Below are 15,899 nucleotides of genomic sequence, written 5' to 3'. Positions count from 1 at the left end.
CTCGAACCTCTTACTGCTTCAGTTTGGGATCGAGCGCGTCACGCAGACCGTCACCCATCAGGTTAAATGCCAGCACCGTCAACAGGATCGCCAGCCCCGGGAAGGTCACGACCCACCAGGCGCTTTGGGCAAACTGCAGAACGTCAGAGAGCATGGTGCCCCATTCCGGCGTAGGCGGCTGTGCGCCCATCCCCAGGAAGCCGAGGGCAGCCATATCGAGAATGGCGTTAGAGAAGCCAAGCGACGCCTGAACAATCAGCGGCGCAAGACAGTTAGGCAGAATATTGACGAACATTTGGCGCATCGCGCCGGCTCCCGCCACGCGGGATGCGGTGACGTAGTCGCGGTTAACTTCCACCAGCACAGCGGCGCGCGTCAGACGCACATAGTGCGGCAATGCTACAAACGTCAGCGCCAGCGCAGCGTTGCCTATCGAGGGACCAAATACCGCCACCAGCACCAGCGCCAGTAACAGGCTCGGCAATGCCAGCATGATATCGACCACACGCATGATGACGTTATCGACAATTCCACCAAAGTAGCCAGCGATCAGCCCAAGAACCACGCCCATCAGCAGGGAGAGTACAACCACCAGACAGCCAACCAACAGCGACAGACGCGCACCGTACATCAGGCGGGACAGCACGTCGCGGCCCACATCATCAGTACCAAACAGGTGCGCCATGGTACCGCCTTCCTGCCACGCAGGAGGAGCTAGTAGCGTATCGCGGAACTGGTCTGCCGGGTTGTAGGGTGCAAGGACGTTGGCAAAGACCGCAATCAGGATCATCACCACAACGTACACCAGCCCAACAACCGCACCTTTGTTGCGTTTAAAATAGTGCCAGAACTCCTGCAGCGGCGTCATCGGCACCGGTGCGGCAATAACTTTATTTTCAGTAACCTGTGACATGATGGCCCCTTACTTCTTATGCCGAATACGCGGGTTCACCACGCCGTACAGCAGGTCTACCAGCAGGTTGACGAGGATAATCATCGTCGCGACCAGCAGTACCCCACCCTGCACTACCGGATAATCACGGCGTTGTAGCGCATCGATCAGCCAACGTCCCAGCCCCGGCCACGAGAAGATAGTCTCGGTCAGGATTGCCCCTGCCAGCAACGTACCAACCTGCAGGCCGATAACGGTGACAACGGGCAGCATCGCGTTACGCAGAGCGTGAATGATGATGACGCGCATACGGGTCAAACCTTTAGCGCGCGCGGTACGAATGTAATCCTCACCCAGCACTTCCAGCATCGATGAACGGGTCATACGCACAATGACCGCCAGAGGTATAGTGCCCAGCACCATTGCCGGTAGGACCATATGCGCCAACGCATCGATAAAGTTGCCCTCTTCACCCCAGATGGCGGTGTCGATCAGCATAAAACCGGTCAGCGGATTGGAATCATCAAGGAACACCATGTCGCTCACCCGCCCAGAAACTGGCGTCAGGTTCCACTGCACGGAAACCAGCATGATCAGCATCATGCCCCACCAGAAAATCGGCATGGAGTAACCGGTCAGCGCCAGGCCAACGGCGGTATGATCGAAAATGGAGCCGCGCTTAACGGCAGCAAGTACACCCACCGGGATACCCACTGCGACGGCGAAAATCATCGCGCAGACGCCGAGTTCCAGCGTGGCTTTGAATCGAGGTACGAACTCTTCCCACACCGGTAAGCGGCTTTTCAGTGAGATACCTAAATCGCCATGCATAACCCCCCAGATATAGTGGAGGTACTGCTGCCACATCGGCTTATCCAGACCGAGTTCAGCCAGCAGTTGAGCATGACGCTCAGGGGAGATCCCACGTTCACCTGCCATGATCATAACCGGATCGCCGGGGATCATATGGACGAAGGCAAAGGTGAGAAGAGTGATACCGATAAACGTGGGGATGACGAGTCCCAAACGTCGGAGAATGAACTGCAACATAACCCGGATTCTCTCTAATGACGCACGGCCTGGAACCGTGAGTCTGCATTGCTCACAAATCTTATCCCACGCAAACTGCATCGTGGGTAAAGCATTACGCCGGATGGCGCTGCGCTTATCCGGCCTACACAATACCGGGGCGCAGCGCTTCCTTGATTGCTTTTAATTATTCGACAGAGACGTTTTCGAAGTGGTGTTTGCCTAATGGATCAACCACATAGCCTTTTACTTCTTTACGCACTGGTTCATACACGGTGGAGTGAGCAACAATCAGAGCCGGGGCCTGATCGTGCATAACAACCTGAGCTTGCTTGTACAGTTCAATACGTTTGTTGTGATCGTCGGTCGCACGCGCCGGTTGGATCAGGTCTTCAAACGGCTTGTAGCACCAGCGAGAGTAGTTGGAGCCGTCTTTCGCTGCCGCACAGCTGAACAAGGTGGCGAAGAAATTGTCCGGATCCCCGTTGTCACCGGTCCAACCCATCATCACCGCCTGATGTTCACCCGCTTTGGCGCGTTTCAGATACTCGCCCCACTCGTAGGTCACAATCTTGGCCTGAACGCCAATTTTCGCCCAGTCAGCCTGAACCATTTCCGCCATACGACGTGCGTTCGGGTTATATGGACGCTGTACCGGCATAGCCCACAGCTCAACGGTAAAGCCTTTGTCCTGACCGGCTTCCTTCAACAGCGCTTTGGCTTTCTCAGGATCGTAGGTGTAGTCTTTAACGTCGTCGTTATAGCCCCACATGGTCGGTGGGATCAGGTTTTTCGCGGCAACGCCAGCACCCTGATAAACCGCTTTGATGATCGCTTCTTTGTTCACCGCGTAGGTCAGCGCCTGACGGACTTTCACATCATCAAACGGTTTCTTCTCGGTGTTGAAAGAGAGGTAGCCAACGTTCAGACCGGCCTGCTCCATCAGGTTAATATTTTTATCCTGCTTCATGCGCGCGATGTCAGCCGGGTTCGGGTACGGCATCACCTGGCACTCGTTCTTCTGCAGTTTGGCGTAACGCACAGAAGCGTCAGGCGTAATGGAGAAGACCAGACGGTCGATCTGCGGCTTAGTGCCCCAGTAACCTTCGAATGCTTTATACAGAATACGAGAGTCTTTCTGGTACTGCTGCAGCTGGAACGGACCGGTACCGATTGGGTTCAGATCCACTTTCTCCGGGGAACCGGCTTTCAGCATGTTGTCCGCATATTCTTTGGAAAGAATAGAAGCGAAGTCCATCGCCAGGTCAGCCAGGAACGGTGCTTCCGGGCGAGTCAGTACGAACTGAACGGTTTTATCATCCACTTTTTTCACTTCGGAGATCAGGTCTGGCAGACCCATCCCTTCGAAGTATTCATAGCTGCCGCCAGAAACTTTATGGTACGGGTTCTGGGCATTTTTCTGACGATCGAAAGAAAACACCACGTCATCGGCGTTTAAATCGCGCGTCGGTTTGAAATCTTTGTTGTCCTGCCACTTCACGCCAGGGCGAAGGTGGAAGGTATAGGTTTTACCGTCTTCGCTGATTTCCCACTTCTCAGCAAGTCCCGGGATCACTTCAGTTGTGCCGGTTTTGAACTCGACCAGGCGGTTATAGATCGGCACGGAGCTGGCATCATAGGTGGTACCAGAGGTGAAAAGCTGCGGGTTAAAGCCTTCAGGAGATCCTTCTGAACAATAAACCAGAGTTTTAGCCTGTACGCTTGCTGCGACGGTCATAGCCACCAGGCTCAGACCAAGCTTCAGCATCCCTGACTTCTTCAAGGAAATACTCATTCTTCTGCTCCAAATGTGATGTTTGTTGTTTTACCCTTTGCAATGGGTTTGCACCGCCTGGCCTTTTTTGTTTTTTACCCGGCCGGGTCAGCGTTAAGAGGATGGGGATTCCGTTCACATAAGCGACTGAGTTGCAGTGCGGATTCTCCATGAAATGCCCCTCATACCCTACAATCTGTCAACAGAATGTGAAAACGTCAATACAGGTAACCGCGATTTACACCAACGGTGAGAATTGGCAAACAAAGATTAAAAAAAGTGCAAGCGGGTATTTTCAGCAGGGAAATTTGTGCTACGCGCACTATGCCAGAATAAACATCTTCATACTTCGCAACATTTGGAGATTAACATTTATGCAATTTATTCAAATTTTCCCAATGAATGCTGCATATCTGAGCGATTAATGCCATGAACGTTAAAACGCACAGCGGAAAATGCCAGCGCCAGCCATAAGTAGCGCAAAAAAAGTTTCAAGCAAACATAAAAAAAGGCAATGGAATATGTCACAGAATCGTTAACTGTCAGTGGGAAGTGATGCACAATTTTTGCAGATAAAAGGAAGGTCAAAGGTGGGGTTGGAATAACGCCATACACGCTGGGATGAAACTGAGTCTGTAGGCCGGATAAGGCAAAAAACCCTGCTCGTTGAGCAGGGTTTTAAATTTGGTCGGTGATAGAGGATTCGAACCTCCGACCCCTTCGTCCCGAACGAAGTGCGCTACCAGGCTGCGCCAATCACCGAATGCGGGGCGCATCTTACTGCTCAGCCGCGCGCCCGTCAATCCCTTAGTATCAAAATGCCATTTGATCGGCGAGAAAGTCAGCAGCTCTGTTACTGGGCTGTAACCTTCTTCGCGTCCGGGATACGACACCAGTTGTTATTCTCGTTAATCCCCCCATTTGGCGAGGTATAACCAAGGCAACCCAGAACGGTATCGTACAATTCCACATGACGACGCGGCACCTTCATCTCAGCTTCTTGCTTCAGGTGCGCAAACGCCTTCGCATGGTCAGGGTCTTCCAGATATTTGTCAGACATCCACACCATCATAGGAACGCGGAACTGCTCAGGCGGCGCCATTTTACGCGGCGTTCCGTGCAGGTGCTCACGTTCGTTAATTGACTCACCGTGATCGGCGGCGTAGAACACAATCGCTTTCTTATCGCGCAATTGATCAAACACTTTGGTAATAAAGTGATCAACGTAGGTTACCGAATTATCAAATGAATTAATCATCTCAGCTTTCGAGCAGCCACTATCCACGTTGACACACTCCGGCTTCCACTGTGCATATTCGCGGGTGTAGCGCTGGGTGTAGTTAAAATGCGAGCCCTTGGTGTGCAGAATAATCAGACGCTTTTCGCCATCATCAGTCTTCTGTAAAGATTGCTGCATCTCATTAATCAGCAGCATATCGTCAACGTTTTTGCCACGGTTACGCGGCTCAGCGCCAATCTGCTCACGATAGGCAATGTTCTCTGCCATAGTATTGCTGTAGAACCACATCTCGCTTTGCATCGCGTAAAGATCGGTCTTGAACCCTAACTGGCCGAGCACAGAAAAGACGTTTTGTTCTTTCAGAGTACGCTGCGGGTTTTCTTCCGCCCCGCCCTCGCGCACAAACATACAGCGCAGCGAAAGTTTAGTCGCCGTATCACAGGAATATCCTCGGAACGCGGCCAGATTTTTCTCCTGGGCGAGCCTTGGCGTGGTATTGCGCTCATAGCCAAAAATCCCCATATGATCCCAGCGGGTCGTTTCGCCAATAATAAAGACCACATAGGTATCGTCGAGGTTTTTGGGCGCAACATAGGTAAACTTCTTCGCCGGGTTCATCAGCGATTTGTTGTCTGAGGATTCATCCACCTGTGCCCAGGCGTACAAACCCAGCGCAGAGAGCCAGTTTGACGGCAGATAGGAATTCGCCACAACCCCACCATAGCTGGGTAAATCGATTCCTGTTTCTCGCTCAACGCTTCTCTGTTGCATGCTCAGCAAGCGAATCGGCGCCCATACCATCAGGCCAGCCAACAATACCACCGCCACGCTACGCCATCTCATGCCAGGCGTGCGGATCTGTTTCATCAGGGTATAGCGGCAGCGATTACTCCAAATCAGAACCAACGGTAAAATGCTGACCGAAACCAGCCACACGATAAAATGCCAGCCAACAACTTCTTTCGATAAATCAATATCCGTTGTCATTACGGAGGCAATAATACCGTAGCCAATGACCACGTTCAGGAAGGTCATGTAATAGCTGGCGCCGGCAGAGCAGAGCACCACAAACGTTGCCAGTACACGCCAGGCGCGTCGGCCAAATAAAGAGAGAATACGGAGTAAAAAGAAGGTCACCAGCACAGTGCCAGCTAATTCAACAACCGCAGAGAGTCCTTTCCAGACGGTAAACTCGTGCGCATATCCGCTAAAACGACGGAAAAACACAGCGCAATTCATAAAAAGACCGATATAGATCGCCAGCAAGAAACTCAGCTTCTGCTGCGTCATCGATTTGATATATCTCATGCAAACAAACCCTGGAGGAAGGGATAAAAACACCCTGCGCAAAAGCCTGTCAGGCCATACAGGGGAAAAGTGCGACAAATGCAGATAATAAGACAATTCTACAGCGCAGGTAAGTAGACCACAGGAGGGAAGAAAAGTGCTTATAGAGAATGCAAACGGCGCATATATTTTTGTAAATATATGCGCCGGGCATTAATCAGACCACTAATAGATCAGGCGTGTGCCTCGGTATAGACGCTACGCTGCGGCTGACGAATAGTGGTAGAAAGCGCCAGCGAGATAATTAACAGCGCAAAGATAACGCAGAAGGTCACATAGAATCCGCCGAACAGCGAGGCGATAATGGAACCACAAATGCTACCGATACCGAAACCTAAGTAAATGACACCGTAGTTTTTAGCCAGGTTGTTCAAACCGAAGAACTCACTCACCAGTGACGGGAACACGGTGATGGTGCCGCCAAAGTTAAATGCCACACAGGCAATCGCCGTAAAGAAGGTCACATCATTCAACGGCGCGAACAGCAGTGCCGCCATACCCACCAGCGAAACGACCTGCCCAATGGTGATAACGCGAATACGAGAGATTTTGTCGGACAGAATCCCCAGAACCAGACGACCGGACAGGTTAGCGATAGAAATCACGGTCACCGCGTTTGCCGCCGTTGCCACATCCATATGTGCCAGACTTTGTGCGATATCTTTCGCCACGCCAATTACGTACAGCCCGCTCATACACGCCGTCAGGAACATGACCGCCAGCATCCAGTACTGCGGTTTACGCATGGACTGCGCCAGGGTGTAGTCATTCTCAACCACGCCATTTTTCGTTTTCACTTCCTGATTCGGGGCGTCTTTCATCAGCGTGGAGCCAAAGACGATCATTACCAGCACAATCGCGCCCCAGATCATGAAGGTTTTTTCCAGACCCACGGTGCTCAACAGTTGGCTATCGATGAATTTAAAACCGAGGCTGCCAAGACCGTAAGAACCGATAGCGAAGGCGGAAATCAGCCCTTTACGCTCCGGGAACCATTTTACACAGTTGGAAAGTGTTAACAGGTAGCCTGCGCCATCCGCCAGACCAACCAACACACCAGCGCTCAGCCACAGCATAATCAGGCTGTCAGAGTGGGCGGTTAAGAAGAAGCCAACACCGAGTAAAATACCGGAGGCCATGGTGACGCGTTTCACGCCAAAACGTTCCTGCAGTTTCCCGGCGACGGAAGAAGAAATTGCCAGCCCGAGGCTCAGCAGGCCAAAGGAAAAGGCAACCTGACTCACCGGCGCATCAAGCTTAGAAGAAAGCGCACCGTTAAACAGGCTCCAGGTATAAACAGAACCTAAAGCAAATTGGGTAATGATGGTGCCGATCAGTGTCAGCCAGCGGGTACGCTGATAATCAGAAGTTTTCATGGCAGTCTTCCTGCATAAACAAAATGGGAAATTCTCTGCCAACAACCATACCGAAGCGTTTTTATGAGCAGGGGAAAACGGCATGAAATGCCGCCAGGACGGAATGAAATGCCTGGAATGCGGAATGAATGACGAGACAAAAAGTCGGGTTACTGAATTTTATCGCATGAGTTAGTACACGCTATCGCTGGAGTGCGTGTGATTGTTGATCTCAACATGTAATCAAGATGTTTATGTGATGATTGTTTACGTTAAAATTTGGCGCTCACTCCCATGGTGTACATATAGTCGCTGTTGTTGGTGCTATTTTCCGCCTGCGACAGCGCCGCGTAAGCCGCCATGTGCGGGTTCAACAGCATATCCGCACCGACGGTAACATCTACCCAGTTACCGTCCTGACCCGCCGCCGTCATGCGACTGAGACCCGACTGCGCCTTCCAGATATTTTCGCCAAACTGCTGGTTATAGCTGATTTGCGCCCACGGTCGCACATCACCGAACTGCGAATTGACTCGCCAGCCCAACGAGCTCACGCTGGCATGCCACAGCGGATCGTTCTGCGTTGCCGACGTCGCGCTATCGCCAAATTCGTTGTAAGTAGATGTGGTGGAACCGTCATAATGCAGCGCGGCAACCGGACCGGTTGTCACCTGCCTTGAAAGCGGGAAGTTCCAGCCCATACTCATGCCGCTGGTGGCATCCATTGGCGTCTCATCCGCCAGATTCACCACGGGCCCCGCCACGTTCTGAGTGGAACGAATACGTTCTTCCAGAATGTCGTTATAACGTGGTTGGTGATCGCTGTCCCATGTATAACGTTCAGCCGTATGCCCTGACAGCGCATCAACGATATATTCTTGTTGCCAGCCATATGCTGTATTGATGGACAGCGCACAAACTATGACGCTCGCCAGAGTTAACCTTTGGCGACCACTACTGTTTCTTATAAGCATCAACGCGACTCCAGAAAAGAGCCGAATTCGGCGATATTATTGTCATTGTGTGAAGTATTTGGGCCAGCAGGCCTTGTATTAAATATTGTCTTTTTAGCTGGCGCGTCAAGGCGGGCCGAATGAAATTTTTACGCCAGTAAAAACAGCGAGGAAGAATATGCAGCGTTGCGGATGGGTCAGTCAGGATCCACTTTACATTGCCTACCACGACAAGGAATGGGGCGTCCCCGAAACCGATGGCAAAAAGCTGTTCGAAATGATCTGCCTCGAAGGCCAGCAGGCCGGGTTATCGTGGATTACCGTACTCAAGAAACGGGAAAATTATCGCCACGCTTTCCACCATTTTGACCCGGAAAAAGTGGCAGCCATGACCGAAGAGGATGTGGAAAGGCTGGTACTGGATGCCGGCATAATTCGCCATCGCGGAAAAATTCAGGCCATTATCGGCAACGCTCGCGCCTTTCTGACGATGGCACAAAACGGAGAGTCGTTTAGCGAGTTCGTCTGGTCATTTGTTGATAACCAACCGCAAGTGACCCGCGCCGCCAACCTGAGCGATATTCCCACCTCCACGCCTGCGTCAGACGCGCTGTCTAAGGCGTTAAAAAAACGCGGATTTAAGTTTGTTGGCACCACCATTTGTTACTCCTTTATGCAGGCATGCGGCCTGGTCAACGATCATGTCACCAGCTGCATCTGTTATCCGGGAGAACAACATGATTCGTGAATCAAAGGCTGAAGATCTACCGGCGATTCTAACGCTGTGGATGGAAAGCACAATCCATGCCCATCCGTTTATCGAAGAGCGCTACTGGCGCGAAAGTGAATCCGTGGTGCGGGATGTTTATCTGCCAGCCGCGCAAACCTGGGTGTGGGAAGAAGAAGGCGAGCTCAAAGGTTTTGTCAGCGTCATTGATGACCGCTTCCTCGGCGCGCTGTTTGTCGCGCCTGCCGCCATCAGAAGCGGGATCGGCAAAGCGCTGGTGCAGCATGTGCAGCAGCGCTTTTCGTTACTCAGCCTGGAGGTCTACCAGAAGAATCAATCAGCGGTGAACTTCTACCATGCGCTGGGTTTTCGCATTGAAGACGGCGCATGGCAGGAAGAGACTCACCATCCTACGTGGATTATGGGCTGGCAGGCGGATCAAACGCCGTAAGCGCCAGGTTCGGTCCGCTGTACTTTTCGAGCCACGCCAGCGCAGTGTTGCCCGCGCAGCCATTCCCCAGCTTCGAGCTGGGGAGATCTTTGGTCAGCACGTTGACGGCGCCATTTTTACAAATACCGTCAGCTGTCGGCTCCAAATCAGGCCAGGCGCCTTCATGAATACAGATGACGCCAGGTTTGATGCCTTCCGTCACCACGGCCCCCGCCAGAACGTGTCCACGCTGATTCCACACCCTGACCGTGTCGCCATCCGTAATGCCGCGCGCGTTGGCATCCTGCGGATGAATCGTTACCGGCTCACGATCCGCTACTGCATACTGCTCACGCAACGCGCTGTAGTTAAGCTGACTGTGCAACCGGTGCGCCGGGTGCGCGGAAAGCAGCTGTAACTGCTCCGACTCGGCGTTACCGAACCACTCATCCGGCTCCAGCCACATCGGGTGTCCCGCGCAATCCGCATAGCCGTAACCGGCAATCCTCGCGGAGTAGATTTCAATTTTACCGCTGTCCGTTTTCAGCGGATGTGCCTGTGGGTCGCGGCGAAAATCCGCAAAACGGATAAACTGCGCGCTGGCGGCATTTTCCGGCATTTCGATCAGGGCGTTGCGCTGCCAAAACTCGGCGAAAGGCGGCAATGTCACCTGCTGGCTGGCCCCACGCTGCCCGGCAATATTGTAAAACGTCTCCAGCCATTCCAGCTCGCTTTTGCCTTCGGTGAATTGCTCGTAACCGCCTACTGCCCAGCGTTCACTCAGTTCGGCAAAAACATCATAATCATTTCGCGCTTCGTCCTGCGGCGGGACAACCTGTTTCATCGGCACCAGGTGCTGGTTGCTGTAATCGCCGGTCATGGTCAAATCATTGCGTTCAAAAGAGGTGGTCGCTGGCAGCACGATATCGGCATGCTTCGCTGCGGCGGTCCAGAAACACTCCGAGATAACCACCAGCTCCGGTTTTTGCCAGGCGCGAATCAGACGGTTGGTATCCTGATGATGGGTGAAGTTGGCGCCGCCCGCCCACCACAGCATACGGATGTCCGGGAAATGGCGATCCATACCGTTATGCTGATAAAAGCCTCCGGGGTTCTCCAGCGCTTCGACTATTCGCGCCACCGGGATTTTATCCACCGCATCGGTACCACCTTTAACGCTGCCTTGCATTGAAGCCAGCACCGCTGCGCGACGCGTCGGGTTCCCGCCGTTGGCAAAATGGTACGACAGCCCAAAACCACCGCCTGGCGTCCCAATCTGCCCAAGCATGGCGGCCAGGGTAACAATCATCCAGTGTTTCTGCTCGCCATACTGCTGACGCTGCATACCCCATCCTGCCATCAACATGGTGGTATTTTGGTGAAACATCGCCGCAAGTTCGCGTATTTTTGTTGCGGATATACCGCAAATCTCCGCAGCCCACTCTGCCGTTTTCACAACATCATCAGATTTACCCAGCAGATAGTCGGCAAAACGGTCATAGCCGGTCGTACATCGGGCAAGAAAATCCGCATCGTGCCAGCCGTTTTCCACCAGCGTATGCGCGATGCCCAACATCAGCGCCACGTCGGTCCCCATATGCGGGGCAATCCATTCCATCTTTTCGCCAAAGAATTCGACGCTTTCCGATCGCATCGGATCGATACAGATCAACCGTTTACCGCTGTCGCGCAAAGCCTCAAAGTAAGCAAGCCCCTGCTCATCGGACGCGTTCCAGGCAATCTTCAGTGTATTCAGCGGATTAGCGCTCCATAACACCACCACCTCGCTGTTCTCAAGCACCACAGGCCAGCTGGTTTGCTGCTGGTAAACTTCGTTACCGCCCACCACGTACGGCATGATCGCCTGAGCAGCCCCCGTCGAATAATCCCCCAGATGCCCGGTATAACCGCCTGCCAGCGCCATATAACGCTGTAGCAGAGTTGCCGCTTTGTGTAACACGCCATTAGATCGCCAGCCGTAGGAACCGGCAAAAATCGAGGCCGGGCCGTAGCTGTCACGGATACGTTTATGCTGCGTATGGATAAGATTCAGCGCATCGTCCCAACTGACGCGAACAAATTCATCCTGCCCACGCACGCCCTGGGGATTCTCCGGCGAGGCGAGAAAGCCTTTACGCACCATTGGAAAACGTACCCGCGTTTTACTGTGAACCTGGTCGCGCACCACGGTTTGCAAAGAGTTGGGATGGGAAGTGGGCAGCGCGCCACGCGAGGAGAAAACCGTCTCACCATCGGTGTCGACGAGAATTGGTCCCCAGTGGGCGGCGGTTAACACCGAGTAATGTGCGGGTGAATTAGCCAAGATGGCGCTCCTGAATGCGATGTGACGGCTTATTTATTATGCCGTTCAATGTTACTTACAAATTTCAGAGTCTTCCCTGGAATTTTCTTCATGTTCACACGTCATAATCAACCGCCACGGTCGCTGTGGCAAAGAAGAAAAAGTCATTAAGGAATTAAGATGAAGAAACGTGTTTTTGTTATTGCTGCCATCGTGAGCGGCGCCCTGGCGGTTTCTGGCTGCACAACAAACCCTTACACCGGCGAACGCGAAGCGGGTAAATCCGGCATTGGCGCGGGTATTGGCTCTCTGGTCGGCGCGGGCATTGGCGCACTCTCTTCTTCGAAGAAAGATCGCGGTAAAGGCGCACTGATTGGCGCGGCGGCGGGTGCGGCCGTTGGTGGTGGTATCGGCTATTACATGGATGTGCAGGAAGCAAAACTGCGCGAAAAAATGCAGGGAACGGGCGTCAGCGTGACGCGTAGTGGCGATAACATCATTCTGAATATGCCGAATAACGTCACCTTCGACAGCAGCAGCGCCAACCTGAAACCTGCTGGTGCCAACACTCTGACCGGCGTGGCAATGGTACTGAAAGAGTACAATAAAACCGCCGTCAACGTGCTGGGCTTCACCGACAGCACCGGCAGCCAGGATCTGAATATGCGTCTGTCTCAACAACGCGCGGACTCCGTGGCCAGCGCCTTGATCACGCAAGGGGTTGCCGCTAATCGTATCCGCACTCAGGGCATGGGTCCGTCAAATCCGATCGCCAGCAACAGCACGGCGGAAGGTAAAGCGCAGAACCGTCGCGTAGAGATTACGTTGAGTCCTGTGCAGTAATCGTTGAGCCGGGTGGCGGCTTCGCCTTACCCGGCCTACGTTCGACATGTAGGCCCGGTAAGCGCAGCGCCACCGGGCAAATTACTTGCTTCGTCAGATTTTCCCGCTAAGGTATTCACACGAAATTCAGGGAAATCAGCGATGAGCAAATCAACACGGGCAACCATCAGCGATGTGGCGAAAGCCGCAAAAACCGGCAAGACCAGCATTTCACGCTATCTCAACGGTGAAAAGCACCTGCTTTCCGACGCGCTACTGGCCCGCATTGAACAAGCCATTGCCGATCTCGACTACCGTCCCAGCCTGATGGCAAGAGGCCTTAAACACGGTCGTACCCGCCTGATTGGCCTGATCATCGCCGATATTACCAATCCCTACTCCGTCAACGTGTTGAGCGGCATTGAAGCTGCCTGTCGTGATAAAGGCTTTACCCCGCTGGTGTGTAACACCAACAACGAAGTGGATCAGGAACTGCATTATCTTGACCTGCTGCGCAGCTACCAGGTCGAAGGGATTGTGGTCAACGCCGTCGGGATGCGCGAAGAGGGGCTAAATCGGCTGCAGCAGTCTGCGCTGCCGATGGTGCTGATTGACCGTAAAATTCCCGATTTCGCCTGTGATATGGTCGGGCTGGATAACACCCAGGCGGCAACGGTTGCCACGGAACATCTGGTCGAACAGGGTTTTGAAGCCATCCTGTTCCTCAGCGAACCACTCGGCATGGTGAATACCCGCCGCGAGCGCCTGAGCGCTTTTCGCGCCACCCTCGCACAGTACCCCGGCGTTATCGCACAAAATGCCGAAGTCCCACTAACGGACAATACACAACTGGATGACACCCTGCGCCAGTTTCACCAGCAGCACCGGGGAATGCGCAAAGCCGTTATCTCAGCCAATGGCGCTCTCACACTGCAGGTTGCCCGCGCCCTGAAACGCATTGGCCTTAACTGGGGCAGCGATATCGGCCTGCTCGGTTTTGACGAACTGGAATGGGCCGAACTGGCGGGCGTTGGTATTACCACGTTGAAACAACCTACCTGGCAGATTGGCTACACCGCCGTTGAGCAGGTTGTACGCCGGATCGATGGCGGCTCTGCTGCCATTCAGGAACAGGTCTTCTCCGGCGAACTGATCGTTCGCGGCTCTACCGCCCGTTAAATTTCCTTCGTGATGGTGATCATAAATTCAACATCATAAGCTTTTCTTTGGAACCGGTTCCATCTAGCGTTATAGCAAGAACGCTAGTCTGGAGTTTCCATGAAAAGAAAAATTATGGTGGTCACCGCCGCTTACGGCCACGACCAGGTACGGGCCGCTGGCGGGCAAACGGCAATGCTGCCCATTATCGCTGAAGCCGGTGCTGACGGCGTCGAAATCCGCCGCGAATTGCTGACCGACGCAGAGCTGCACACGCTGTCTACGGTGGCATCTGCTATCGAAATCTTCGGCCTGCTAGCCTGTTACTCAGCGCCTGAGCCGTTGTTCCTTGAGGACGGTAGCCTCAATCCCCGACTTCCTGCGCTACTTGAAGAAGCACAGGCCCTGCAGGCGCTGTGGCTAAAAGTCTCCCTCGGTCATTTCTCCCATACCGAACAGTTCAACGTGTTACGCGAATGGCTGGACAACAGCGGAATGGAACTGGTTGTCGAAAACGATCAGACCGCCTGCGGACGCCTGAAGCCGATGCAGCGCTTTAACGAAGCCTGCCAGACGCAAAATCTGCCGATATCTCTGACCTTCGATATGGGCAACTGGCTGTGGGTGGGCGACTCCCCGGAACAGGCGGCGCAGAAACTGGCGTCAACCGTTGGGTATATCCATGTCAAAGCCGCCGTTGCACATCGCGACAGCTACCGTGCCGTACCGCCTGATGCAGCCGATCCGCGCTGGCTGACGCTGTTGAAAACGCTGCCGGGCGATGTTCCACGCGGCATTGAGTTTCCCCTGGAAGGGCAGGATTTGGCGGCGGTTACCCGCCGTTACGTCGAGTTGTTACGCGAGGAGTAACACATGAAAAATTCACTGGATGTGGTCACTATTGGTGAAGCGATGGCGATGTTTGTCGCCACGCAAACCGGCGAACTGGCGGATGTGGAGCAGTTTCTCAAGCGCGTTGCTGGCGCTGAACTCAATGTGGCGACCGGTCTTGCCCGGCTGGGCCTGAAGGTCGGTTGGGTAAGCCGTGTAGGCAACGACAGTTTTGGCCGTTTTATCGTTAAGTCGCTGGAAAAAGAAGGGATTGATGCGCAGGGAGTCACCCAGGACGAGCGTTACGCTACCGGCTTTCAGCTTAAATCTAAGGTCGAAAATGGAACCGATCCCATTGTGGAATACTTCCGCAAAGGTTCCGCTGCCAGCCACCTCAGCATTGAGGATTATCACGAAGCCTACTTCGCCAGCGCGCGCCACCTGCACCTGAGCGGCGTAGCGGCGGCGCTTTCTGCCAGCTCTTATGAACTGTTAGCCCATACCGCCCGCACACTGAAAGCACAAGGGAAGACCATCTCGTTCGACCCGAATTTACGCCCTGTGCTGTGGAAAAGCGAAGCCGAGATGGTGGAAAAACTGAACCGTTTGGCATTCCAGGCCGACTGGGTTTTGCCTGGATTAAAAGAGGGCATGATTTTAACCGGTCAGCAGACGCCTGAAGCCATCGCCGACTTTTATCTGCGCCACGGGGTGAAGGCCGTGATCATCAAAACCGGGGCTGATGGCGCCTGGTACAAAACCGCCGGCGGTGAACAAGGCTGCGTTGCACCGGTAAAAGTCGACAACGTGGTTGATACGGTCGGCGCAGGTGATGGTTTTGCCGTGGGCGTTATTAGCGCCCTGCTGGAAGGCCGCTCGCTGCATCAGGCGGTGACCCGCGGCAATAAAATTGGCGCACTGGCCATTCAGGTTCAGGGCGACAGCGAAGGATTACCCACACGTGAACAATTAGGGGAATAAATTCCCGGCCAACTCTGTCTCTGTACCCTACATACAGAGGCGGCGTAACAGCATAACC

At 53.6% G+C, this 15,899-nt stretch carries 14 protein-coding genes and 1 tRNA gene; 6 read left to right on the top strand and 9 right to left on the bottom strand.

Features of this window, described 5'->3' with window-relative positions; all coding sequences use genetic code 11:
• Nucleotides 1-10: 10 nt before the first annotated feature.
• From dppC to OGV85_RS11535, 8 genes are all read right to left on the bottom strand, one after another.
• Nucleotides 11-913, bottom strand: coding sequence for a dipeptide ABC transporter permease DppC (gene dppC, locus OGV85_RS11570; RefSeq protein WP_003024315.1), 903 nt, complete (start codon nt 911-913; stop codon nt 11-13).
• Nucleotides 914-922: 9 nt separating this feature from the next.
• Entirely contained in the window at nt 923-1,942 is a 1,020-nt protein-coding gene (gene dppB, locus OGV85_RS11565; protein WP_003837733.1) for a dipeptide ABC transporter permease DppB, read from the bottom strand.
• Nucleotides 1,943-2,108: 166 nt separating this feature from the next.
• Entirely contained in the window at nt 2,109-3,716 is a 1,608-nt protein-coding gene (gene dppA / locus OGV85_RS11560) for a dipeptide ABC transporter periplasmic-binding protein DppA (RefSeq protein WP_032937213.1), read from the bottom strand.
• Nucleotides 3,631-3,867: a hypothetical protein gene (locus tag OGV85_RS11555; protein WP_127674029.1), complete on the bottom strand. Its 237-nt coding sequence runs from the start codon at nt 3,865-3,867 to the stop codon at nt 3,631-3,633. Before OGV85_RS11555 ends, dppA begins: the two co-directional genes overlap by 86 nt.
• 513 nt (nt 3,868-4,380) lie before the next feature.
• Nucleotides 4,381-4,457: transfer RNA gene (locus tag OGV85_RS11550), tRNA-Pro, on the bottom strand.
• 91 nt (nt 4,458-4,548) lie between these two features.
• A complete protein-coding gene (eptB, locus tag OGV85_RS11545; protein ID WP_061547448.1) occupies nt 4,549-6,243 on the bottom strand; it encodes a kdo(2)-lipid A phosphoethanolamine 7''-transferase in 1,695 nt (564 codons plus the stop codon).
• 212 nt (nt 6,244-6,455) lie between these two features.
• Nucleotides 6,456-7,658: an L-lactate MFS transporter gene (locus tag OGV85_RS11540; RefSeq protein ID WP_003024301.1), complete on the bottom strand. Its 1,203-nt coding sequence runs from the start codon at nt 7,656-7,658 to the stop codon at nt 6,456-6,458.
• 251 nt (nt 7,659-7,909) lie between these two features.
• Nucleotides 7,910-8,611: an autotransporter outer membrane beta-barrel domain-containing protein gene (locus OGV85_RS11535; protein WP_003024299.1), complete on the bottom strand. Its 702-nt coding sequence runs from the start codon at nt 8,609-8,611 to the stop codon at nt 7,910-7,912.
• Nucleotides 8,612-8,768: 157 nt separating this feature from the next.
• Here OGV85_RS11535 and tag point away from each other — a divergent pair, with 157 nt between their 5' ends.
• Together tag and OGV85_RS11525 are read left to right on the top strand one after the other, a co-directional pair.
• Entirely contained in the window at nt 8,769-9,338 is a 570-nt protein-coding gene (tag, locus tag OGV85_RS11530; protein ID WP_003846107.1) for a DNA-3-methyladenine glycosylase I, read from the top strand.
• Entirely contained in the window at nt 9,328-9,768 is a 441-nt protein-coding gene (locus OGV85_RS11525; protein WP_016151144.1) for an N-acetyltransferase, read from the top strand. The genes tag and OGV85_RS11525 overlap by 11 nt, the downstream gene beginning before the upstream one ends.
• Here the strand turns inward: OGV85_RS11525 and OGV85_RS11520 are convergent.
• The gene (locus OGV85_RS11520) at nt 9,737-12,070 is read right to left on the bottom strand and encodes a molybdopterin guanine dinucleotide-containing S/N-oxide reductase (RefSeq protein WP_061547447.1); all 2,334 of its coding nucleotides are present in this window, start codon (nt 12,068-12,070) and stop codon (nt 9,737-9,739) included. The genes OGV85_RS11525 and OGV85_RS11520 overlap by 32 nt on opposite strands.
• A gap of 159 nt (nt 12,071-12,229) precedes the next feature.
• On the opposite strand from OGV85_RS11520, the gene OGV85_RS11515 reads away from it, so the two are divergent.
• The 4 genes from OGV85_RS11515 to OGV85_RS11500 all read left to right on the top strand — a co-directional run bounded on the left by OGV85_RS11515 (nt 12,230) and on the right by OGV85_RS11500 (nt 15,841).
• Nucleotides 12,230-12,892, top strand: a complete 663-nt coding sequence (locus OGV85_RS11515) for an OmpA family lipoprotein (RefSeq protein WP_003024287.1) — start codon at nt 12,230-12,232, stop codon at nt 12,890-12,892.
• Between the two features lie 141 nt (nt 12,893-13,033).
• Nucleotides 13,034-14,050 (top strand): LacI family DNA-binding transcriptional regulator, encoded by a 1,017-nt coding sequence (locus tag OGV85_RS11510; protein ID WP_005133828.1) that lies wholly within the window; start codon nt 13,034-13,036, stop codon nt 14,048-14,050.
• A 99-nt stretch (nt 14,051-14,149) separates the two neighbouring features.
• Complete coding sequence (locus OGV85_RS11505; protein ID WP_003024284.1) at nt 14,150-14,899, top strand: sugar phosphate isomerase/epimerase family protein; 750 nt, start codon at nt 14,150-14,152, stop codon at nt 14,897-14,899.
• A 3-nt stretch (nt 14,900-14,902) separates the two neighbouring features.
• Nucleotides 14,903-15,841 carry a sugar kinase gene (locus tag OGV85_RS11500; protein ID WP_061547446.1) on the top strand — a complete coding sequence of 313 codons (939 nt, stop codon included), beginning with the start codon at nt 14,903-14,905 and terminating at the stop codon, nt 15,839-15,841.
• The last annotated feature ends 58 nt before the right edge of the window (nt 15,842-15,899 follow it).

This window comes from Citrobacter sp. Cf132, from assembly GCF_030333885.1.
GTDB lineage: Bacteria > Pseudomonadota > Gammaproteobacteria > Enterobacterales > Enterobacteriaceae > Citrobacter > Citrobacter freundii.
Note: the sequence above shows the minus strand (reverse complement) of the source record. Positions and strands in the feature narration are given on the sequence as shown.